Annotated in this window: 18 protein-coding genes; 5 read left to right on the forward strand and 13 right to left on the reverse strand. The window is 62.1% G+C overall.

Going from position 1 to position 21,832, the window contains the following annotated elements; genetic code table 11:
- Nucleotides 1-121 precede the first annotated feature (121 nt).
- From PSFL_RS13965 to PSFL_RS13985, 5 genes are all read right to left on the reverse strand, one after another.
- A complete protein-coding gene (locus tag PSFL_RS13965) occupies nucleotides 122-1,147 on the reverse strand; it encodes a putative 2-aminoethylphosphonate ABC transporter substrate-binding protein (RefSeq protein WP_115129218.1) in 1,026 nt (341 codons plus the stop codon).
- 26 nt (nucleotides 1,148-1,173) lie between these two features.
- On the reverse strand, nucleotides 1,174-2,898 hold the full coding sequence (locus tag PSFL_RS13970) for a putative 2-aminoethylphosphonate ABC transporter permease subunit (RefSeq protein ID WP_057440402.1): 1,725 nt from the start codon (nucleotides 2,896-2,898) through the stop codon (nucleotides 1,174-1,176).
- Nucleotide 2,899: 1 nt separating this feature from the next.
- Nucleotides 2,900-3,964: a putative 2-aminoethylphosphonate ABC transporter ATP-binding protein gene (locus tag PSFL_RS13975; protein WP_057440403.1), complete on the reverse strand. Its 1,065-nt coding sequence runs from the start codon at nucleotides 3,962-3,964 to the stop codon at nucleotides 2,900-2,902.
- A 237-nt stretch (nucleotides 3,965-4,201) separates the two neighbouring features.
- The gene (locus tag PSFL_RS13980; RefSeq protein WP_397470184.1) at nucleotides 4,202-5,065 is read right to left on the reverse strand and encodes a LysR family transcriptional regulator; all 864 of its coding nucleotides are present in this window, start codon (nucleotides 5,063-5,065) and stop codon (nucleotides 4,202-4,204) included.
- Nucleotides 5,066-5,081: 16 nt separating this feature from the next.
- On the reverse strand, nucleotides 5,082-7,400 hold the full coding sequence (locus PSFL_RS13985) for a heavy metal translocating P-type ATPase (RefSeq protein WP_186624972.1): 2,319 nt from the start codon (nucleotides 7,398-7,400) through the stop codon (nucleotides 5,082-5,084).
- 85 nt (nucleotides 7,401-7,485) lie between these two features.
- Between PSFL_RS13985 and cadR the strand changes: the two genes are divergently transcribed.
- Nucleotides 7,486-7,935, forward strand: coding sequence for a Cd(II)/Pb(II)-responsive transcriptional regulator (gene cadR, locus PSFL_RS13990; protein WP_057440406.1), 450 nt, complete (start codon nucleotides 7,486-7,488; stop codon nucleotides 7,933-7,935).
- Nucleotides 7,936-8,049: 114 nt separating this feature from the next.
- On the opposite strand, the gene PSFL_RS13995 is transcribed toward cadR, so the two are convergent.
- Nucleotides 8,050-9,021, reverse strand: a complete 972-nt coding sequence (locus PSFL_RS13995) for a thymidylate synthase (protein ID WP_057440407.1) — start codon at nucleotides 9,019-9,021, stop codon at nucleotides 8,050-8,052.
- A 51-nt stretch (nucleotides 9,022-9,072) separates the two neighbouring features.
- Entirely contained in the window at nucleotides 9,073-9,885 is an 813-nt protein-coding gene (gene lgt, locus PSFL_RS14000) for a prolipoprotein diacylglyceryl transferase (protein WP_057440408.1), read from the reverse strand.
- Between the two features lie 213 nt (nucleotides 9,886-10,098).
- Here lgt and PSFL_RS14005 point away from each other — a divergent pair, with 213 nt between their 5' ends.
- A complete protein-coding gene (locus PSFL_RS14005) occupies nucleotides 10,099-10,845 on the forward strand; it encodes an NRDE family protein (RefSeq protein WP_057440409.1) in 747 nt (248 codons plus the stop codon).
- Nucleotides 10,846-10,944: 99 nt separating this feature from the next.
- Here the strand turns inward: PSFL_RS14005 and ptsP are convergent, their stop codons facing one another.
- Together ptsP and PSFL_RS14015 are read right to left on the reverse strand one after the other, a co-directional pair.
- Entirely contained in the window at nucleotides 10,945-13,224 is a 2,280-nt protein-coding gene (gene ptsP, locus PSFL_RS14010) for a phosphoenolpyruvate--protein phosphotransferase (RefSeq protein WP_057960910.1), read from the reverse strand.
- A gap of 22 nt (nucleotides 13,225-13,246) precedes the next feature.
- Complete coding sequence (locus PSFL_RS14015; RefSeq protein ID WP_053128161.1) at nucleotides 13,247-13,726, reverse strand: RNA pyrophosphohydrolase; 480 nt, start codon at nucleotides 13,724-13,726, stop codon at nucleotides 13,247-13,249.
- Nucleotides 13,727-13,869: 143 nt separating this feature from the next.
- On the opposite strand from PSFL_RS14015, the gene PSFL_RS14020 reads away from it, so the two are divergent.
- The gene (locus PSFL_RS14020; protein WP_397470185.1) at nucleotides 13,870-14,526 is read left to right on the forward strand and encodes an HAD family hydrolase; all 657 of its coding nucleotides are present in this window, start codon (nucleotides 13,870-13,872) and stop codon (nucleotides 14,524-14,526) included.
- Between the two features lie 112 nt (nucleotides 14,527-14,638).
- Here PSFL_RS14020 and PSFL_RS14025 read toward each other — a convergent pair whose 3' ends face one another.
- A complete protein-coding gene (locus PSFL_RS14025) occupies nucleotides 14,639-15,052 on the reverse strand; it encodes a DUF2269 family protein (protein ID WP_057440411.1) in 414 nt (137 codons plus the stop codon).
- A 40-nt stretch (nucleotides 15,053-15,092) separates the two neighbouring features.
- Nucleotides 15,093-16,607: a threonine ammonia-lyase, biosynthetic gene (gene ilvA, locus PSFL_RS14030; RefSeq protein ID WP_057440412.1), complete on the reverse strand. Its 1,515-nt coding sequence runs from the start codon at nucleotides 16,605-16,607 to the stop codon at nucleotides 15,093-15,095.
- A gap of 136 nt (nucleotides 16,608-16,743) precedes the next feature.
- Here ilvA and rpiA point away from each other — a divergent pair, with 136 nt between their 5' ends.
- Together rpiA and PSFL_RS14040 are read left to right on the forward strand one after the other, a co-directional pair.
- Nucleotides 16,744-17,415 (forward strand): ribose-5-phosphate isomerase RpiA, encoded by a 672-nt coding sequence (rpiA, locus tag PSFL_RS14035; RefSeq protein ID WP_057960913.1) that lies wholly within the window; start codon nucleotides 16,744-16,746, stop codon nucleotides 17,413-17,415.
- Between the two features lie 362 nt (nucleotides 17,416-17,777).
- Entirely contained in the window at nucleotides 17,778-19,724 is a 1,947-nt protein-coding gene (locus tag PSFL_RS14040) for an autotransporter domain-containing protein (protein WP_397470186.1), read from the forward strand.
- A gap of 7 nt (nucleotides 19,725-19,731) precedes the next feature.
- Here PSFL_RS14040 and PSFL_RS14045 read toward each other — a convergent pair whose 3' ends face one another.
- Both PSFL_RS14045 and PSFL_RS14050 read right to left on the reverse strand, forming a co-directional pair.
- Nucleotides 19,732-20,652, reverse strand: coding sequence for an SdiA-regulated domain-containing protein (locus PSFL_RS14045; protein ID WP_057960915.1), 921 nt, complete (start codon nucleotides 20,650-20,652; stop codon nucleotides 19,732-19,734).
- Nucleotides 20,653-20,772: 120 nt separating this feature from the next.
- A complete protein-coding gene (locus PSFL_RS14050; protein ID WP_397470187.1) occupies nucleotides 20,773-21,699 on the reverse strand; it encodes an SdiA-regulated domain-containing protein in 927 nt (308 codons plus the stop codon).
- Nucleotides 21,700-21,832 lie beyond the last annotated feature (133 nt).

A 21,832-nucleotide genomic window follows, 5' to 3' on the forward strand; every position in this document is an offset into this window, starting at 1 on the left:
AGTGATGTCCTGAATTTGAGGCCGCAATCGCCGGCAAGCCAGCTCCCACAGGGTGAATTGTGAACACCTTCAAATGTGGGAGCTGGCTTGCCGGCGACGAGGCCATCAGCCCCAACGAATATTATTGACCTGCCACTTTCTCCGACTTGCCGTCATAGCGCTTACGCCATTCAGCCAGGATGTTATCGCGGTTTTTCGAGGCCCAGGCAAAGTCATTCTTGATCAGGCGCTGCTCATAGTCCGCCGGCAATTCTGTCTGCGGCTTGGCAATGCCCGGCTGGGCCAGCACGGCGAAGTTTTCCTTGTACAGCTCCATCGCTGCGGGGCTTGCAGAGAAATCGGCGAGCTTCTGTGCCGCTTCCGGGTGGGCCGTGCCCTTGATCACCGCAGTGGCTTCGATGTCCCAGCCCAGGCCTTCCTTGGGCAATACGATATCCAGTGGCGCGCCCTGGCGCTTGAGCTGCACCGCTGGGTATTCGAAGGAAATGCCGATTGGGAACTCACCGGAAGCCGCCAACTTGCATGGCTTGGAACCGGAGTGCACGTACTGGCCGATGTTCTGGTGCAGGTCATCCATATACTGCCAGCCCTGCTTCTCGCCGAAGGTCTGCAACCAGGCGCTGACGTCGAGAAAACCGGTGCCGGACGACGCCGGGTTAGGCATGACGATCTTGCCCTTGTACTCAGGCTTGGTCAGGTCTTGCCAACTGATCGGCTTGCTCAGGCCCTGTTTCTCGGCTTCGACAGTGTTGAAGCAAATGGTCGCAGCCCACACGTCCATGCCGACCCAGGCCGGTGGGTTGGCGGCGTCGCGGTAGTTCTTGCCAATTTTGTCCAGATCCTTCGGCGCATAGCTTTGCAGCATGCCTTGCTGATCGAGGATCGCCAGACTGGAGGCCGCCAGGCCCCACACCGCATCGGCTTGTGGGCGGGCTTTTTCTGCCAGCAGCTTGGCGGTGATGATGCCGGTGGAGTCGCGCACCCACTTGATCTCGACGTCCGGGTTGGCCGCTTCGAAGGCTGTCTTGTAGGTCTTCAACTGCTCGGCTTCAAGGGCCGTGTACACGGTCAACTCGGTCTTGGCAGCAAAGGCATTCAGGCTGAACGCGGTGAGCACAGCAGCGGCGAGGGCCAGGGGCTTGAACATGGTGCGTTTCCTTGTGTGGGGCAGAGTTATTGACCGGGCGCGGTTTGGCGCCAGGCCTGGGAGCGGCGCAACAAGCCGCGTGAGGCCCACGCCAGCAGCAGCGAGACGCCGGCTGAAGTGAACAGAATCAGGGTCGACATGGCCGCCGCGCCGCCCACGTTGCCGGCGTCGTCCATGTTCAGCACCGCCACCGCCGCAAGGATGGTGTCGGGGCTGTAGAGAAAGATCGCGGCCGATACGGTGGTCATCGCCGAGACAAACAGGTAGCGCAGGATGTCCAACAGCGCCGGCAGGCAGATCGGCACGGTGACCCGCAAAAAGTGGCGGTACAGCGGCGCCTTGAGCGACAGCGCGGCGGCTTCGAACTCGGCGTCGAGTTGGCGCAGGGCGGTGGTGGCGGTCATTTGCGCGGTGGTCAAATAGTGAGCAATGGTGCACACCACCAGCAGCGTCATGGTCCCGTAGAGCACATGCAGCGGGTTGCCGTTGAGATTGAAAAAGAACACGTAGCCCAGGCCCAGCACCAGGCCAGGCACCGCCATCGGCACAAAGCTGAGCATGCGCAGCGCCAGGTTCAAGCCCTTCTGCCCCTTGGTCTTTTCCATCAGGTAAGCGCCGGTGAAGATCAGCACACTGCCAATCAGTGCAGTGCAGATCGCCATGGTCAGGCTGTTGCGATAGGCCAGCCAGCCGCCGCCAGCGGTGTCGTTGAACTGGTAGTGGTTGAGCGACAGCGACAGGTTGTACGGCCAGAACTTCACCAGCGACGAGTACACCGCCATGCCGAACACCAACAGCAGCACCGCGCAGATCAGCAGCACAATCGCCAGGTAGCAGCCATCACGCAGACGCGATGGCGCCGGCTGGAACACCTGGGCGCGGCCGCTCATGGAGTCGCCGTGGCGCCGGCGCAGCCAGGTATCCACCGCGAAACTGAGCAACGCCGGCAGCAGCAGCACCATGCCGATCAAGGCGCCGCGACCGAACTGCTGTTGGCCGACCACGGCCTTGTAGGCCTCCAGCGCCAGCACTTGATAGTCACCGCCCACCACCACCGGTACGCCGAAGTCCGTGATGGTCAGGGTGAACACCAGGCAGAACGCGGCGAACACGGCCTGGCGCGTCGCCGGCCAGGTGATGCTGCGAAACGCCCGGGCCGGGCTGGCGCCCATGCTCGAGGCGGCATCGAACAAGCGCGCATCCGCCAGGGACAGCGCCGACAGCAGGATCATCAGCGCATGGGGAAAGGTGTAGATCACTTCACCGAGGACAATCCCCCAGAAGCCGTAGATGTTGTCGGACAGCAGGCCACGCAACATGCCCTGGTTGCCGAACAGGTACACCAGGGCGATGCCCGGCAGCATCGACGGCGCCATCAGCGGCAGCAACGAAAGGCCGCGCCAGAGGGTCTTGCCGGGGATCAGTGTGCGTTGCAAGGCGTAGGCAAACAGGTAGGCCAGGGGTACGACAATGATCGCGACGCTCAGGGAAACCTTCAGGCTGTTGCCCAGCAGCCAGTGGAAGTTGGCGCTGGTCAGCAGCTCACGCGCCGCCACCAGCCCGCCGCCCTGGCCGTCTTCGGCGCTGAAACCGCGCCAGAAGATCGCCAGCAACGGCAGCAGTACGGCGAGGCCCAACAGGCACAGTAGCAGTAGCTTGCCGCCCAGTACGAAGATACGGTCGCCGATTTGCGCACGGGAAGCCTGACGCGCCACACGGCCGGGTACTGGCAGGGTCATATCAGTGGCCATCTCAGGCAAACACCTGCAGGCTGCGCGGCGGCAGCGCCACCCAGATATCCTGGGCACCCAGGCGTGGCATGGCTTCCGGCGCCAGTTCGGCCAGCAGCGGATGGCCGGGCAACTGGTCCAGTTCAAAGCTCATGCGGCAACGGTTGCCGAGGAAGGTGATCTCGCGGACCTTGGCCGGGAACAGGTTTTCTTCGTGTACCGGCGGGTTGACGCTGATCGCTTCCGGCCGGCAGAACAGGCGGCCCGACGCGGCCTTGCCGCTGTCTTCGGCCAGGCGCACATTCATCCCGCCAACCTGGGCGTGGCTGGCGCTGTTGCGGCTGAAGGGCAGCCAGTTGCCCTGGCCGACAAACTCGGCCACGAACGGAGTAGCCGGGCGGTCGTAAATCTCTTGGGGAGTGGCGTACTGCTCGACCTTGCCGTTGTTCATCACGGCGATACGGTCGGCCATCAGCATGGCCTCGTCCTGGTTGTGGGTGACCATCAGGGTGGTGATGCCCAGGCGGCGTTGCAGCTGGCGCAACTCGGTGCACAGGTGCTCGCGCACCCGGGCATCGAGGGCCGACATCGGCTCATCCAGCAGCAACAGCGACGGGGCCGGCGCCAGGGCACGGGCCAGGGCGACCCGTTGCTGCTGGCCGCCGGACAGTTGGCCGGGGTATTTCTTTTCGCTGCCGGTCAGGCCGACCAGTTCCAGCATCTGCGCCACGCGTTTGCGCACTTCATCGCGCCCGCTGCCGGCCAAGCCGTAGCCGATATTGGCCTCGACGCTGAGGTTGGGGAACAGCGCGTAGGACTGGAACAGAATGCCGTAGTCCCGCGCCTGGGGTGCCAGTAGGGAAACGTCACGATCACCCAGGTACAACTCGCCGCTGTCCTGGCGCTCCAGGCCGGCGATGCAACGCAGCAAGGTGGTCTTGCCGCAGCCCGAGGGGCCGAGCAGGCACACCAGTTCACCGGCGGCGACGTCCAGGGACACATGGTCCAGGGCAGTAAAGGCGCCAAAGCGCTTCTGGATACCACGCACCGTCATCGGCGCGCCGGGGTTGAGCTGGGCTGTGTTCATGGTGGCACCTCATCAAACTGATGAAGGCCATGCTAGGCAGCAAATGCGTCCCTGGTGTGGCAGGAAGGCAAAAGCGGGTGATAGTGGTATTGGTGGATTTGGGTAGGGGCAGAGCCATGGGGTGTTGGGTCTACCGCTATCGCAGGCAAGCCGGCTCCCACACTTGAAGGTATTCACAGCTCCAAATGTGGGAGCTGGCTTGTCTGCGATGGCGATTTCAAAACCACCCAAAATCTTTCAGAGCGGCGACATTTCCTGCGCCAACCCCAGAAACGCCGCCGGCAACCGCGCACCTTTACGCTCCTTGAGGCAGTACAGGTATTCAGGAATCTGCGGCGCATTCTCGATGGTCAGCACCCGCAGTTGCGGGTCATGGGGCACTTCCTGGCGGGCTATGATGCTGATGCCGATATTGCGCAGCACCGCCTCGCGGATCGACTCACGGCTGCCGATTTCCAGCAGCGGCCCATAACCCACGCCAGCGCCTTTGAGCATCTCTTCGGTCAAGCGCCGGGTGGTCGAACCTGCCTCGCGCATCAACAGGGTATGCCCCGCCAGCGCACTGAGCGGCACATGTTCCAGCACGGCCAGCGGATGATTGCGATGCACCGCCAGCACCAGCGGGTCGGTGCCCAGCACCCGGCGGATCAGGCGCGGGTCTTCCAGCAATTGCGAGGAGGCGGCGACGTCCACCCGGTAATCATCCAGCGCTTCGAGGACCTGTTGGGAGTTGCCGATTTCCACTGCCACTTCCACGTGGGGCAAGCGTTCGCGGAAGGTTTTCACCAGGTCGAGGATGTAATAGGGCGCGGTCGCGGCGATGCGCAACGTGCCCTGGACCTGGCCGCTGTTGCGCAGGAAAAACTCGATATCCGCCTCCTGCTGCAACAGCGCCTTGACCATCGGCAACAGCCGCGCCCCTTCGTCGCTGACGGTGAGGCGGCGGCCACCGCGATAGAACAGCTCAACCGAGTACTGGCTTTCCAGATTGCGGATCTGGGTGGTCACCGTGGGTTGGCTCAGGCCGAGTTTTTTCGCCGCCTGGGTAATGCTGCCCAGGCGGGCGACCATGTAAAACGCCTTCAACTCGGCACTCAGCACACCACCCTCTCATCGACTATTTGCGCAACAGGCGCAGACCATTGAATACCACCAGCAGGCTCACGCCCATGTCAGCAAACACCGCCATCCACATGGTGGCCATGCCCATGAAGGTGACGGCCAGGAAGATCGCCTTGATCACCAGCGCCAGGGCGATGTTCTGCTTGAGGATACTCGACGTTTGTCGCGACAAGCGTATGAATGCCGGAATCTTGCGCAAATCATCGTCCATCAGCGCCACGTCGGCGGTCTCGATGGCCGTGTCGGTGCCTGCTGCGGCCATGGCAAAGCCAATTTCGGCGCGGGCCAGGGCCGGGGCGTCGTTGATGCCATCGCCGACCATGCCGACCCGGTGGTTTTTCCCGTACAGGTCCTCGATAGCCTTGAGCTTGTCGGTGGGCAACAGATCGCCCTGGGCCTGGTCGATGCCCACCTGGGCGGCAATTGCCTGGGCGGTGTGGGTGTTGTCGCCGGTGAGCATCAGGGTCTTGATGCCCAGGTCGTGCAACTGCTGGATAGCTTCGCGACTGCTGTCCTTGACCGTATCGGCCACGGCGAACAGCGCCAGCGGGCCGGATTTGTCGAGCAGCAGCACCACGGACTTGCCTTGTTTTTCCAGGGCGAAGAGTTTTTCTTCAAGGGCCGGCGAGCACAGGCCCAGCTCTTCCACCAGGCGGTGGTTGCCCAGGTGATAGACCTCACCGTTGATCTCGCCACGGACCCCGCGCCCGGCCAGGGCTTCGAAGTTATCCACAACCTGCAGCGGGAGTTTTTTATCCACAGCGGCATTGGCGATCGCCAGCGACACTGGGTGGTCGGAACGCGCGGCCAGGCTGGCGGCCAGGGCCGGCGCGTTGTCTTCTACATTGGGGAACAACGCCAGGTAGTCGGTCTGCACCGGCTTGCCGTGGGTGATGGTGCCGGTCTTGTCCAGGGCCAGGTAGTCGAGCTTGTAGCCGGCCTCCAGGTACACGCCGCCCTTGATCAGGATGCCTTTGCGCGCCGCCGCCGCCAGGCCGCTGACGATGGTCACCGGGGTGGAAATCACCAGGGCACAAGGGCACGCGACCACCAACAGCACCAGGGCGCGATAGATCCAGTCGAACCACACCGCGCCCATGAACAGCGGTGGGATCACGGCCACGCCGAGGGCAAACAGGAACACCGCCGGGGTGTAGATTTTCGAGAAGCTGTCCACAAAGCGCTGGGTCGGCGCCCGCGAGCCCTGGGCCTGTTCCACTGCGTGGATGATGCGCGCCAGGGTCGAGTTATTGGCGGCAGCGGTCACCCGGTATTCCAGGGAACCGGCCTGGTTGATGGTGCCGGCGAAGACTTTATCGCCCACGGTTTTCTCGATCGGCAGGCTTTCGCCGGTGATCGGCGCCTGGTCGATGGTGGACTGGCCGGCGGTGACTTCACCATCCAGACCAATGCGCTCGCCAGGGCGTACCCGCACGATGGCACCCAGTTCAATGGTCTTGACCTCTTGTTCGACCCAACTACCGTCAGCCTGACGCACCGTGGCCTGCTCCGGGGTCATCTGCATCAAGCCACTGATGGCATTGCGCGCACGGTCCAGGGACTTGGCCTCGATCAACTCGGCCACGGTAAACAGGAACATCACCATCGCCGCTTCCGGCCACTGGCCGATCAGGATCGCACCGGTCACGGCGATGCTCATCAGCGCGTTGATGTTCAGGTTGAGGTTTTTCAGGGCAATCCAGCCCTTTTTGTAGGTGGTGAGGCCGCCACTGAGGATCGACACCAGCGCCACCAGCGCCACCACCCAGGTCGGAGCCGCGTCGGTGAAATGAATCACCTCCGCCGCCAGGGCGCAAAAGCCGGACAGGGCCAGCGGCCACCAGTGCTTCTTGGCCGGTGGTGCGGCGGCCGGCACGCCCTCCTCGATCGGATCGGCCTGCATGCCCAGGGACTTGATGGCCTCGACGATCGGCGCGGTGCTCGGCAGGTCGTGGGTGACACCGAGGATGCGGTTGATCAGGTTGAATTCCAACTGCTGCACACCGGCCATCTTGCCCAGTTTGTTCTGGATCAGCGTTTGCTCGGTGGGGCAGTCCATGGCCTCGATGCGGAAAGTGCTCAGGCGCGCGTTGGCGCTGGTTGTTTGCGTCAATGTCACCAACGAGGGGGCTGCCGCGCCGGAACAGCAGGAGCCGCCGCCATGATCATGCTCTTTCACAGGGGCAAGCTTTTGCGCGTGATCATGATGGCTGTGGTCATGATCATGGCCGTGGTCGTGATGGCTATGATCATGGTCGTGATCATGATCGTGGCTGTGGTCGTGCTTGTGCGGGGTGCGCAGGGATTCGCTCATTGTGTCGCGTCCATGAAGGTGCCTGTTGCCAAGTAAAGACCCTGTAGCCACTATAGGGTCAAGCACCCTTTTGGAGATTGCTGCGATGAAGATCGGTGAATTGGCCAAACTGACCGACTGCCCGGTGGAAACCATCCGTTATTACGAAAAGGAAGGCCTGCTGCCGCCACCGGCGCGCAGCGAGGGCAACTACCGCCTGTACACCCAGGCCCACACCGAGCGCCTGACGTTTATCCGCAACTGCCGCAGCCTGGACATGACCCTGGAGGAAATCCGCAGCCTGCTGGGCCTGCGCGACAGCCCCCAGGACCAGTGTGAAAATGTAAATGCGCTGATCGACGAGCATATCCATCACGTCAAGGCGCGGATTGATGGGCTGCTGGCCTTGCAGAAACAGTTGATCGACCTGCGCCAGCGCTGTGGCGAAGGGCCGGAGATCGACCAGTGTGGGATTTTGCAGCGGCTGGAGGTCAGTGGGAGTGTGGCGGCCAGTGAGGCGGAGCATTCACATGTGGGTCGTAGTCACGGGCATTAGATAATGGGGTGACTGAGTTGACGCCATCGCAGGCAAGCCAGCTCCCACATGTGCCTAACTACTCGGTCACATGTGGGAGCTGGCTTGCCTGCGATGCAGACGATGCGGTCTCGACTAGACCGCCATCGGCGCCGTCATCGGCGCATGGTGCTCATAGCCTTCCAGCGAGAAATCGCTCGGCTCGATCAGCTCCAGCCACTCCGGCTGGTACACCCCGGTCTTGGCAAACTCCGGCACGCGCTCGCTGATCACCAGCTTCGGCGCGGCGAAAGGCTCGCGCTTGAGCTGTTCGTTGAGCATGTCCAGGTGGTTTTCGTAGACGTGCGCGTCACCGATGAAATAGGTGAACCAGCGCGGTGTGTAGCCAGTCAGGCGACCGATCAGGCTCAGCAGTGCGGCGCCTTCGGTGAGGTTGAACGGCGTGCCCAGGCCCAGGTCGTTGGAGCGGATGTAGAGGGTCAGGGAAATCTCCCTGGTCTCGACATTCGGGTGGAACTGGTACAGCAGGTGGCACGGCGGCAAGGCCATTTCATCGAGCTGGGCGCAGTTCCAGCCGTGGAACAGGATGCGCCGGCTGCCCGGGTCCTTGATGATGGTGTCGACGCACTGGCGAATCTGGTCGATGGCCTTGTACAGCACCACGTAGGCCTGACCGTCTTCCTCGCCTTCGGCGATCTGGCGATAGCCCTGGGCCAGGGTCTGCTCGATAGCGGCCTGGTTGCTCAACGGGATCTGCTTGTACGCCGGCCATTTGCGCCATTGCACACCGTAGATCTCGCCCAGGTCGTCCTCGCCCTGGCGGAACGGGTTGGCCAGCCACTGCGCGTTTTCGTTAGCGTTCTGGTCCCACACCTTGCAGCCCAGGGCGCGGAATTCGGCGGCGTTATTCACCCCACGCAAAAAGCCACACATCTCGCCAATCGCCGACTTGAAGGCCATTTTGCGAGTGGTGATGGCTGGGAAACCTTCCTGCAGATCAAAGCGCAACATCGCACCGGGGAAGCTGATGGTGTTCACGCCAGTGCGGTTGGCCTGCTTGGTGCCGTTGTTGATGACGTGGGCAACCAGCTCGAGATATTGCTTCATGACATTACCTGTATCGGTGAAGCCGAGGCCCTCAGGCCCCGGCGTTCGAATTTATAGCGCGCTGGTCTTGATCGCCTGCGGGCGGTTGTAAGCCCACCAGAGCAGGCCCAGGCCAGCAAGAATCATCGGAATGCTGAGAACCTGACCCATGGTCAGCCAGCCGAACGCCAGGTAGCCCAACTGCGCATCCGGCACCCGCACGAACTCGACGATGAAACGGAAAATCCCGTAGAACAGGGCGAACATCCCCGAAACCGCCATGGTTGGGCGGGGTTTGCGCGAGTAGATGTAGAGGATCAGGAACAGCGCCACGCCTTCCAGGGCGAACTGGTACAACTGCGACGGATGGCGCGCCAACTGCGCCGGGTCGCTGAACGGCGGGAACACCATGGCCCACGGCACGTCGGTCGGCTTGCCCCACAATTCGGCGTTGATGAAGTTACCGATACGCCCGGCACCCAGGCCAATCGGCACCATCGGCGCGATAAAGTCCATCAGTTGGAAGAATGACTTGCCATTACGTCGGCCAAACCACCAGGCCGCGAGCATCACGCCGATAAAACCGCCGTGGAACGCCATGCCGCCCTTCCACACCTCGAAAATCAGGGTCGGGTTGGCCAGGTACGCGCTCAGGTCGTAGAACAACACATAACCCAGGCGCCCGCCGACAATCACGCCCATCGACATCCAGAACACCATGTCGGAGAGCTTCTCCTTGGTCCAGGTCGGATCAAAGCGGTTCAGGCGTCGGGAAGCCAACAGCCAGGCGCCGCCGATGCCGATCAGGTACATCAACCCGTACCAGTGGATTTTCAGCGGACCGATGGCCAGGGCCACCGGGTCGATCTGCGGGTAAGGCAGCATTGCGACTCCTCGTTAAATCATTCGTTATTGCGCACGGACCTTGCCGGTGGACGATTAAGCCTGCGTTACAGCGGCTCGATCAAATGAAGAAGTTCGCACCCGCGCCAAGCAGCCTGGCATGTTAACGGATGGGAGGCATCTGGCCCAACTTGGATACGATGGATAGCCGGCGGATCTATGGGTAGAGTGAGCAAAACACAAAAGGATCGCCTTATGTGCCTGATTGTTTTCGCCTGGCGGCCGGGACATGCCCAGCCCCTGATCGTCGCGGCCAACCGTGACGAATTCTACGCCCGGCCCAGCCTGCCCTTGGCCCAGTGGCCCGATACACCGCAGGTGTATGCCGGTCGCGACCAGGAAGCCGGGGGCACCTGGCTGGGGATCGGCGCCGACGGACGGTTTGCCGCGCTGACCAATATCCGTGACCCGCACCAGCCACCGGCGCGCAAGTCCCGGGGCGAGTTGGTGGCGCGTTTTCTCCACGGTTCCCTGCCGATTGACCACTATTTAGCCGATGTTAACGGCAGATCAATTGAATATGCCGGCTTCAACCTGCTGATTGGCACGCCTCAAGAGCTGTGGCACTACAACGCCAATGAGTCGACGCCTACCCAACTGACGGCCGGGATCTATGGCTTATCCAATGCCGGGCTGGATACGCCCTGGCCAAAGCTGCTCAAGGCCAAGGCAGCACTGGCCCAAGTGCTGGATGATCCGCAGCCTGAAGCCTTGCTGGGGATTTTGAGCGACCCGCAGACCGCACCCTTTGCCGAACTGCCGGATACCGGTGTCGGGTTGGCCACGGAGAGTCTGTTATCGAGTGTGTTTATCGCCAGCCCCAGTTACGGGACGCGGGCGAGTACCGCGCTGATTGTGCATGCCGATGGGCTGCGGCACATGGTCGAGCGCAGCTTTGGCCCCCATGGCGGGCGGCTGGGCGAGGTGGAACTGAGGATTTAGTGGAGACTGGGCGACCGTCATCGCAGGCAAGCCAGCTCCCACAGTTTGAAATGCATTCCAAGTGTGGGAGCTGGCTTGCCTGCGATGGCCCCCCTCGGTCTAGAGGGTTTTTGTCGCAGACGGATTGATCATCCGCGCCAACCCCAAGCTTTTCAGGGCCAGCTGCAGCGAGCTGTGGATAACTTGCGGGTTGTCGATGGTCATCAATTCCGCCAGCAGATCCTTGGCCTTGCTCAGGTTGATCTGGCGCAGCATCCACTTGACCTTCGGCAGGTTGGTGGCGTTCATCGACAGGCTGTCAAAGCCCATGGCCATCAACAGCACCGCCGCCGCCGGATCACCGGCCATTTCCCCACAGATACTCACCGGCTTGCCTTCGGCATGGGCGTCGCGCACCACGTTCTGCAAGGCTTGCAGCACCGCCGGGTGCAGGTAGTCGTAGAGGTCGGCCACCCGTGGGTTGTTGCGGTCCACGGCCAGCAGGTATTGGGTCAGGTCGTTGGAGCCCACCGACAGGAAGTCCACCTGCCGTGCCAATTCCTTGGCCTGGTACACCGCTGCCGGGATTTCGATCATCACGCCAACCGGCGGCATCGGCACGTCGGCGCCTTCGTCGCGCACTTCGCCCCAGGCCCGGTGGATCAGGTGCAGGGCTTCTTCCAGCTCGTGGGTGCCGGAGATCATCGGAAGGAGAATGCGCAGGTTGTTCAGGCCTTCGCTGGCCTTGAGCATGGCGCGGGTCTGGACGAGGAAGATTTCGGGGTGGTCGAGGGTAACGCGGATACCGCGCCAGCCAAGGAAGGGGTTGTCTTCCTTGATGGGGAAATAAGACAGTGACTTGTCGCCGCCGATATCCAGGCTGCGCATCGTCACCGGTAACGGATGGAAGGCGGACAGTTGCTCGCGATAAATCGCCAGCTGCTCCTTCTCGCTCGGGAAACGTTGGTTGATCATGAACGGCACTTCGGTGCGGTACAGGCCCACCCCTTCAGCGCCACGTTGTTGCGCACGCGCCACGTCCGCCAGCAGGCCCGTATTGACCAGCAGCGGTACACGGTGGCCGTCGAGGGTCACGCAGGGCAGTTCGCGCAGGGCATCGAGCCCCTGGGACAGCTGGCGCTCCTCCTCGACGATTTCGGCGTATTGCTTGCGCAGCACTTCGCTGGGGTTGGTATACACCTCACCACGGTGCCCGTCGACGATCATCGAGATGCCGTCGACCTTGGAATACGGCAGGTCCACCAGGCCCATCACCGTCGGGATGCCCATGGCCCGGGCCAGGATCGCCACGTGGGAGTTGCCCGAGCCCAACACCGAGACCAGGCCCACCAGTTTGCCTTCCGGCACTTCGCCGAGCATGGTGGCAGTCAGCTCTTCACTGATCAGGATGGTGTTGTCGGGGTAGACCAGGTTGGTGGTGCGGTCTTCCTGCAGGTAGGCCAGCAGGCGCCGACCGAGGTCGCGCACATCCGAGGCGCGCTCGCGCAGGTAGGCGTCGTCCATCAGTTCAAAGCGGTTGACGTGATCGGTGACCACCTGGCGCAGCGCGCCCTGGGCCCACTGGCCGGTCTTGATCACGGTCTTGACTTCGTTACCCAGGGACGCGTCGTCGAGCATCATCTGGTACACGTCGAACAGCGCCCGTTCTTCGGGGCGCAGCTGGGTGGCCAGCTTGGTCGACAGGTTGCGCATGTCGGCGCGCACGCCTTCCAGGGCGGTCTTGAACAGTTTGATTTCTGCGTCGATGTCATCGACGGACTTGTCCGGCACCACGTCCAGGTCGGCCGGGGGCAGCATGACCACCGCAGTACCGACCGCCGCGCCCGGTGAACCCGGCACGCCGACGAACTTGGCTTCCTGGATCCCCTTGCCCTGGCGCCCCAGGCCGCGAATCGAGCCGGTGGCTTCGGCATGGGCGATCACCCCGGCCAACTGCGCACTCATGGTCACGAGGAAGGCTTCTTCACCTTCATCGAACTGGCGGCGCTCTTTCTGCTGGATGACCAATACGCCGACAACGCGGCGGTGGTGGATGATCGGTGCGCCGAGGAATGAGGCGTAGCGCTCTTCACCGGTTTCGGCAAAGTAGCGATAACGCGGGTGATCGGCCGCGTTTTCAAGGTTCAGGGGTTCTTCACGCGTCCCCACCAGGCCCACCAGACCTTCATTGGGCGCCATGCTGACCTTGCCGATGGAGCGCTTGTTCAAGCCCTCCGTGGCCATCAGCACAAAACGGTTGGTCTCGGGGTCCAGCAGGTAAACCGAGCAGACCTGGCTGCCCATGGCTTCCTTGACGCGCAACACAATAATCCCCAACGCCGCCTTGAGATCCTTGGCGGAGTTAACTTCCTGGACGATCTTGCGCAGCGTATTGAGCATGGCTCGGGGTCGAACTCCGTCGTCAGTCGCGCGATAAAAGGCGCGGGGCAAGCTCTTTGAGAGCGCGACGATAAACCTCGCGCTTGAATGTCACCACCTGGCCCAACGGATACCAATAACTGACCCAGCGCCAGCCATCGAACTCCGGTTTACCGGTCAAATCCATCCGCACCCGCTGCTCGTTGGAGATCAGGCGCAGGAGAAACCACTTTTGCTTCTGGCCGATGCACAGCGGTTGGCTGTGGGTACGCACCAGGCGTTGCGGCAAACGATAGCGCAACCAGCCTCGGGTACAGGCCAGAATTTGCACATCTTCGCGCTCCAGGCCGACTTCTTCGTTCAACTCACGGTACAGGGCGTCTTCAGGGGTTTCGTCGGGGTTGATCCCACCCTGGGGAAACTGCCAGGCATCTTGGTTGATTCGGCGAGCCCATAGCACCTGTCCGGCATCATTCGTAAGAATAATCCCGACATTTGGACGGAAACCATCGGGGTCGATCACGGCAACAACCTCGCAAACGCATGTCGCCGCATTGTTCCACAAAGCTTGTTGCAGCGGCAACGAGGCTGCTTACCTTATGTGCACTCTTGTGAAAAGACCGTATTCTGGACGCCTTTTTACAGACTTTTCAGCGAGTAACCGCAATGCGCCTGGCTTTATTCGACTTGGACAACACGCTTTTGGGCGGCGACAGTGACCACGCCTGGGGTGATTACCTGTGTGAACGCGGCATCCTCGATGCCGTTGCCTACAAGACCCGCAACGACGAGTTCTACCAGGATTACCTGGCCGGCAAGCTGGATAACGCCGCGTACCTGAACTTCAGCCTGGAAATCCTCGGCAGCACCGAGATGGCCCAGCTCGACGAATGGTACCGCGACTTCATGCGCGACTGCATCGAGCCGATCATCCTGCCCCAGGCCGTGGAACTGCTGGCCAAACACCGCGCCGCCGGTGACACGCTGGTGATCATCACCGCCACCAACCGCTTTGTCACCGCGCCGATTGCCGCACGTTTGGGGGTTGAAACCCTGATCGCCACCGAATGCGAGATGGCCGATGGCCGCTACACCGGGCGCAGCACCGATGTACCGTGCTTCCGTGAGGGCAAGGTGACGCGCTTGAATCGGTGGCTGGAAGAAACCGGCTTTAGCCTGCAAGACAGCTATTTTTACAGCGATTCGATGAATGACCTGCCGCTGCTGGAGCAGGTGACTCATCCGGTGGCGGTGGATCCGGATGCAAATCTGCGGGCCGAGGCCCAGAAGCGTGGCTGGCCGGTGATTAGCCTGCGCGGCTGATAAAGCTTTCGCGAGCAAGCCCGCTCCCACATTTGATCGGGTTCCACCTTTGGAATGCAGTCGAATGTGGGAGCGGGCTTGCTCGCGAATGAAGGCGACCCGGTTTCCAGCCTTAAACGGGTTTGGCGCCCATCAAGCCGGCAATCGCCACAAACCCCACCAGGCTGACAATCGCCAGGGCCAGGGTGAACTTCGCACTGCCCGTACCGCCCAGCCGCAGGCGATTGAGGCGCACCACCAGCCAGAACCAGGCCAGCGCCGCGATGCTGTAGATCACGCTGGAACCCAGGATCCACGTCTGCCCCAACGGCCAGCCGACCAGGTGCACCAGCCACCAGCCGGTAAACGGCATGCTCACTAGGCTTACGCCCATCAACAACCAGACAAACAGCCATGGCCGATGCAACGTAACCGCCGGGCCAGCGGCGCGCTTGCGCCAGCTCAGCACGGCCAGGGCCAGGCCACTGGCCAACAGCAGCACCGTTGCCACCATGTGGATCGTCTTGAGGGTTGTCAGATATTCCATGCTCTCGATTCCTTAAAGGCCGCCCAATCAGCGTAGTCGCTCAACCGAGGAACAGCTGATAGGCCGGGTTGTCGCTTTCATCCCAATACGGGTAACCAATCGCTGCCAACGCCGCCGGCACCAGATGGCGCTCGTTGGCCGGCACTTGCAGCCCGGCGACCACACGGCCGTCGGCCGCGCCGTGGTTGCGATAGTGGAACATCGAGATGTTCCAGCGCCCGCCCAATTTGTTAAGAAAGTTGAACAAGGCCCCCGGACGCTCCGGGAACTCGAACCGGAACACCAGTTCATTGCTGACGTGCGCCGCGTGGCCGCCGACCATATGGCGGATGTGCAACTTGGCCAGTTCGTTCTCGGTCAGGTCCAGCACCGGGAAACCCTGCTCGCTCAGGCTGGCAATCAGCGCGCTGCGCGGGTCGGTTTCCGGGTGGGTCTGCACCCCGACAAAAATGTGCGCTTCGCTGCCGGAATGGTAGCGGTAGTTGAATTCGGTGATCTGGCGCTTGCCCACAGCCTCGCAGAAGGCCTTGAAGCTGCCCGGGCGCTCGGGAATGGTCACGGCAATGATCGCCTCGCGACCTTCACCCAGCTCGGCGCGCTCGGCCACATGGCGCAGGCGGTCGAAGTTGACGTTGGCCCCGGAATCAATGGCGACAAAGGTCTGGCCACTGACACCACGGGTCTCCACATACTTCTTGATCCCCGCCACGCCCAATGCCCCTGCAGGCTCGGTGATGGAGCGGGTGTCGTCGTAGATATCCTTGATCGCCGCGCAGATTTCATCGGTGCTGACGGTGATCACTTCATCCACATAGTCCTTGCAGATATCGAAGGTGTGCTGGCCGATCTGCGCCACCGCCACGCCATCGGCAAAGATCCCCACGGCCGGCAGCACCACGCGCTCGCCCGCGGCCATGGCAGCCTGCAGGCAGTTGGAGTCGTCCGGCTCGACGCCGATGATCTTGATCTCCGGGCGCAGGTACTTCACATACGCCGCGATACCGGCAATCAGGCCACCACCGCCCACCGGGACGAAAATCGCGTCCAGCGGCCCCGGGTGCTGGCGCAGGATCTCCATCGCCACGGTGCCCTGCCCGGCAATGGTGTGTGGATCATCGTAAGGGTGAATGTAGACGTAGCCTTTTTCGTCGACCAGCTTCAGCGAATACGCCAGCGCTTCCGGAAAGGAGTCGCCATGCAGCACCACTTTGCCGCCACGGGAGCGTACGCCTTCGACTTTGATTTCCGGGGTGGTCTTGGGCATCACGATCGTGGCCTTGACCCCCAGCACCTTGGCCGCCAGGGCCAGGCCCTGGGCATGGTTACCCGCCGAGGCGGTGACCACGCCACGGGCGCGTTCTTCGGCCGTCAGTTGGGTCAACTTGTTGTAGGCGCCGCGAATCTTGAAGGAAAACACCGGCTGCAAGTCTTCGCGCTTGAGCCAGACCTTGTTGCCCAGGCGCTCGGAGAGCTGGCGGGCGGTCTGCAACGGGGTTTCCACGGCAACGTCGTAAACGCGCGAGGTGAGGATCTTTTTGACGTACTGTTCGAGCATCGGAAAGCATCACTGGGCGGGTTGGGCAGGGCCGAGGAGTCTAACCCGCCTTTTGGCCGGACGACCACACGAATCCAGAGGTTTTGTTGGGTTATACTCGCGCCCCTCTTTACTCCCCGCCCGTTCCGGAGCCCGCATGACCCAGGATCAACTCAAACAGGCAGTGGCCCAGGCCGCCGTCGATTTAATCCTTCCTAAACTCGACGATAAAAGCATCGTCGGCGTCGGCACCGGCTCCACCGCCAATTGCTTCATTGACGCGCTGGCCTTGCACAAGGGCGCATTCGACGGCGCCGTGGCCAGCTCCGAAGCCACCGCCGCGCGCCTCAAGGGCCATGGCATTCCGGTGTACGAGCTCAATACCGTGAGCGACCTGGAGTTCTACGTCGACGGCGCCGATGAAAGCGACGAGCACCTGAACCTGATCAAGGGCGGCGGCGCAGCCCTGACCCGCGAGAAAATCGTCGCGGCCGTGGCCAAGACCTTTATCTGCATCGCCGACGCCAGCAAGCTGGTGCCGGTACTGGGCAACTTCCCGCTGCCCGTCGAAGTGATCCCCATGGCCCGCAGCCACGTGGCTCGCGAGCTGGTGAAACTGGGCGGCGACCCGGTGTACCGCGAAGGTGTGCTGACCGATAACGGCAACATCATCCTCGACGTGTTCAACATGCAGATCACCAACCCGGTGGAGCTGGAGACCCAGATCAATGCCATCGTCGGTGTGGTGACCAATGGCTTGTTTGCGGCACGGCCTGCGGACGTGCTGCTGCTGGGGACCCGTGAAGGCGTGAAGACCCTCAAGGCCTAAGTACACACAGAACCCCTGTGGGAGCGGGCTTGCTCGCGAATACGGTGTGCCAGTCACCGATTTTGCTAGCTGACACACCGCATTCGCGAGCAAGCCCGCTCCCACATTTTTGACCGCGCTCCATCCGATGGACATGTAACAAAAACGCTACTTTTCGCAGCATCCCCTCCCCCGCCTGCCCCAATCTGTGCGCCAGGTCACGGCAGCCCCCGCCGCATCTGGTATCAAATCCGTTACAACTTATAGCCAGGCGACCCCCACTTCCAACAACGCGCCAATTCGCGCTTGCCCCATGGAATGAGGCGCGCATTGTGCAATCGGTCCCGCCGAGCCACTCCCTCAACCACCTCAAGGAAGACCTTGTGATCAAGCCCCTAGCCCTCGCTGTCAGCGTTGCCTGTGCCCTGCTGTCGACTCAATCCCATGCCTACGACTATGGCGAGCACGCCAATGTCACCCTGGAAAAGCTGATCACCGACTACCCCGGCCGCTATCGCGGCACGGCCAACTTCGCCGGGGCCGCCGACTGGATGCAGAGCCAGATGGGCAGCGCCTATGACATCAGCCGCCAGGATTTCACCTGGAATGGCGGCAGCCGCGCCTCGCAGAACGTGGTGGCCTACGCCGCCGGCACCAAACCGCAGTACGTGGTGATTGGCGCGCACTTCGATACCTACTTCGGCCGCCCGGCCCTGCAAGGCCTGGACGACAACGGTTCCGGCGCCAGCGTGCTGACCGAAGTGGCGAAGAACCTCGGCGGCCTGCAACTGGAAAACGGCTTGCAGATCGTCGGCTTCGGCGCCGAAGAGGAAGGCTTGCGTGGCTCCAGGGCCTTTGTCGATTCGTTGAGCGCCAGCCAGCGCGCCAATATGCTGGCCATGATCAACCTCGACAGCCTGATCACCGGCGACATGATGTACGCCCACGCCGGCCAGAACAGCACCGCCAACCCGGCCCTCGCCTCATTGCGCGAGCACACCTTCCAGATCGCCAAGGAGCTGAACATCAACCTGTTCACCAACCCCGGCCTGGACGCGCAATACCCCGCCGGCACCGGCTGTTGCAGTGACGGCGAAGCCTTCGAGGGGCTCAATATCCCAATCCTGTATGTGGAAGCCACCAACTGGGAACTGGGTGCCCTGGACGGCTACACCCAGACCGACAACCCGGCGATCCCCGGCGGCTCGACCTGGCACGACCCCACCGAAGACAACAAGACGGTCCTGACCAACGCCTTCGGCCAGGAACGCATCGACCAGCGCCTGCGCGACTATTCGCGCCTGCTCAGCCGCCTGGTGCTGGAGCTGACCAATGCCGACTTGATGGCCTCCACCAGCTCGGGCGGCGCAGTTGCGCGCAATATGCAGGACAACCTGCAGCGCCAGCACCAGGCCATGGTGCGCCTGCATGACCGGCGCTGGCTGACCCTGCAATCGGCCAGCCGCGAAGTGGGCAGTTTCGATGGCGAGATCGGCGTGGACGGCGAATACAACCCGGACAGCGGCTTCGACACCGCCCCCAACCCCGAGGCCCGGCGCCTGGGCCTGCATGCCCTGGGCGACTATCAACTGAGCAGCAGCCTGAACATCGGCGCCAGCCTCAGCTACCTCAACGGCCGCGACAAGCTGGAACACCGTGGCAAGCTGCAAAGCGACACCTGGCAAGCTGCGGTCTACGCCCTGTTGAACGACGGCGGCCCGACCTGGCTGGCCGGCGACCTGAGCGTGGGCCACAGCAGCTTCGACTCAAAACGCAACCTGCTGATCCAGGCCAATGGTGGCCCCGTGCTGCTTAACCAGCAACTGACTAGCGAGACCGACGCCCTGTCCCTGGGTGCCCGAGTGCTCGGCGGTTATGACTTCGATCTGGGCGCGATCAAGACCGGGCCGTTTGCCGGGCTCGATTACAGCCACTCGCGCATCGACAAGTTCCACGAAAAGCAGAACCTGCGCACCGCCCTCGAATATGAAGAGCAATCCTTCGATTCCCTGGAAGCCAGCCTCGGCTGGCGTGTGCGCGGCGCCGTGGCCCTGCCTTACGGCCTGAGCCTGATGCCCTACGGCGACATCGCCTGGGTCAAGGAATTGGCCGACGGCCGCCTCGACGACCTCGACCTGACCGCCCGCGCCGACGGCCAGGCCCGCACCGCACGCCTGGGTTCAGTGGACAAGAGTTTCGGCCGCGCGCAGGTCGGCAGCCAATTGGCGATCACCCCGCAGCTTGGGGTGTACGCCGAAGTGAACGGCCGCCTGGGCCATGCCGAAGGCAGCCAGACCGGCTATTCGCTGGGTGTGCAATGGATGTTCTGATCCGCGCCTACCGCTGCTCGGGCTTTTTCTTGAAGACATAGAACAGGTTCGGCTCACTCACCAGGTACAACGTGCCATCGTCATCCATGGCGATACCCTCGGCTTGGGGCACGCGTTTTTTCAAGCCATTGCGCCCCTTGAGCAGCGACAAGCTGCTCAAGGGGCGACCGTCGATATCCAGTTCCAGCACCAGGTACGACTCATCGGACAGCGCCAGTAAATGGCCGCTGCGCTCATCGTATTGCAGGCTGGACAGGTCGCGTACAAACAGCCCGGCATCGCGTCGGGGGTTGTTGACTACGTGGACCGAGTAGGTTTTTTCCGGTTTGAAATGGGGAAAGCCGTGCACTTCGTAGATCAACATCGGGTCCCGCTCCTTGGCGACAAACAGGCGCTTGCCCACCGAGTCATACGCCAGCCCTTCAAAGCCTTTATTGCCCTTCAGGTGCACACCCAGGGTCATCTGCTCGGCCTCGGCCGCGTCGAGAAACTGCGTGTCGTCCTCCAGGTGAATCTTGATCAGCCGCTGCTGACGCTCATCGCTGACCACATAGGTGTTCTCGCTGATGAACTCCACCGCTTCGGCATCGCCAAACCCCACCAGGTTGATACGCCGCAGGATCTTGCCGTCCAGGGACAGTTCAACCAGTTCGGCGTTTTGATTGGTCACGGTAAACAGGCTCTTGCGCACCGGGTCGTAGGTCAACGCCGAGACATCATCATCCAAGCCCTCAATCACCTGGGCTTCCAGCACCACCTCATAGTCCGCCAGGCCAATGGAGCGTTCATCCAACGGCTGGCGCCAGGTCTGCCAGTTGAACCAGGCGCGCTCGAATAATCGAAACTGCTGGGCGACCACGCCCACGGCAACCAGGGCGATCAGCAACAGAATAAGAAGGGCAGGTTTGGGGCGGGCAAATCGGCGCATGGAGGCTGGCTCAAAGTCAAAACTGGCAAATGAATATCACAGCCGTCTGAATTTAAACTTAAACGCAGCTCAATGTCTGGGGAATGCCGCGCATAGAGAAGAGTCCGACGTATTAGTCGGCTATTTCTGCTTATCGAACCGATAAAACAGATTGGGCTCGCTGACCATGTACAGCGTGCCGTTTTCGTCCATGGTCACGCCTTCGGCACGGGGGATCGTGTTTTTCAGGCCATTGAAGCCGCCCAGCACGGTCATGAAGCTGACCTGTTGACCCTTTTCGTCCAGCTCCAGCAGCAGATGAGAGTCGGCGGACAGCACCAACAGGTGGCCGGTACGCGGATCGACACTCAAGGCCGAGAGGTTGCGGATATCCAGTTCGGAGCTGGGCAACTTCTGCTTGTCGCCCGCCAGGACCTGGCCGCCGTCGCTGGCCCAGGTAAACAACTGCGCCGGACGCTCGATACCCAGCACCAGCTGTTGATTGCGTTTGTCCCAGGTAATGGCCTCGAATGCCTTGTTCTGGTTCTCGGAGGGGCCCAGGTCGTAGCTTGGGAAGTCGGCGAAAGCCAGTTGGCGCGTGTCGGCATCCACCTTGACCAGCGTCACGTTGTGCCTGCGCTCATCCACGATGCCCAGCACGCCGTTTTCCATGACCGTCACGCCTTCCGGGTTGCTCCAGCCCACCAGGGGAATCTTGCGCAGCACATCGCCCTGCAGGCTGAGTTCCACCAGGAACGGGTTGCGACCCATCACTGCGAATAAGGTTTTGGTCTGCGGGTTGTAGGCCAGGTCCGACGCTTCGTCCTTTTCCATGCCGGGCAATGGCTTGGCGTCGATCACCGTCTGGTAGTCCGGAAGCCAGACGCTTTCTCGGCGTTCGACCGGGCTTTCAAAGCGCTCCAACACCCATAACGCGCCCCGGTCATCCCAGTGCATCAACCAGGAAACCCCATACATGATCACCCCGGCCAGCAACAGCCAGGAGTACCAGCGCATATTCAGGCGCGGGCGCGGGGTGGGATTCGCAGAAGAAAGGGGTACGGCCATGGAGGCATTCCAGATAATCGGCTGTCGGTGATGGCCCAGGGCTCAGAGCGCCTGGGTGCCATATGGCCGAGGATTATCCGGATGGCGTGTGAAAAAAATGCAAAACCCCGATGTGCGCAGCACGCACAAATAA

Origin of the sequence: Pseudomonas sp. DD1 (genome assembly GCF_044510355.1) — a bacterium.
GTDB classification, from domain to species: Bacteria; Pseudomonadota; Gammaproteobacteria; order Pseudomonadales; family Pseudomonadaceae; genus Aquipseudomonas; species Aquipseudomonas shahriarae.